We start from the raw sequence: 602 nt of genomic DNA, 5'->3' as shown, positions 1-602 counted from the left end.
CGGCGGCCACGGCCGCGCCGGCGAGACGGACCTGCTGTTCGGCAGCGTCGCCGAGTTGGTCTCCGGCCGTGCGCCGATGAGCGTGATGGTCGTCCGCTGAGGGTCGCCACTCGCGCTCGTCTCACGGCCCGTCTGTCGGTCCCGAGCGACGCACCTCACTCGTCGTCGTCAGCCGGCGGCACGCACAGCACCGGAACGTCAGAGAGCCTGACTGCGAGAAACTGCAAGATCACGGGATTGGTCCGCGCAGGTCGGAAGGCTTCCCTGGCAGAATTCGCAAGATCACCGTGGGAGTGGGGTGGGGGTGTGCGTGTGGGGGTGGGGGTGAGACGGGGTCAGTCGGAGAGGTCGTCGAAGCCGCCCAGCTCGCCGAAGGCGGCGCCGTACCGCACGCACACCATGCGGGCGACGGCCTCGTGGGCGCCGAGCGGAGCCGCGCAGCCCGCCTCGATGGCCTGGGCGGCGGAGATGATGCGACTGTGATCCGCCTCCGGCCCGATCACGAAGGGGACGAGCGCGAGCCGGTTGGCGCCGATCTTGCGCAGCCGCTCGGCGGCGTCCCGGACCGTCGGCACGCCGTCGATAGCCGCCGGCACGACAGG

General features: G+C 71.6%; 1 protein-coding gene and 1 pseudogene. One reads left to right on the top strand and one right to left on the bottom strand.

Translation table 11 applies throughout. From position 1 onward, the window contains the following. The coding region (locus tag ABD989_RS17785) for a universal stress protein (protein WP_425556566.1) at positions 1 to 100 on the top strand (100 nt) is incomplete at its 5' end. A 235-nt stretch (positions 101 to 335) separates the two neighbouring features. On the opposite strand, the pseudogene ABD989_RS17675 reads toward ABD989_RS17785, so the two are convergent. Next, positions 336 to 602, bottom strand: a pseudogene (locus tag ABD989_RS17675) (hypothetical protein); the annotation flags it as partial.

This window comes from Gordonia alkaliphila, from assembly GCF_039542465.1.
GTDB classification, from domain to species: Bacteria; Actinomycetota; Actinomycetes; order Mycobacteriales; family Mycobacteriaceae; genus Gordonia; species Gordonia alkaliphila.
The sequence above is the reverse complement of the archived record's forward strand: the minus strand, read 5'-3'. Positions and strand labels throughout refer to the sequence as shown.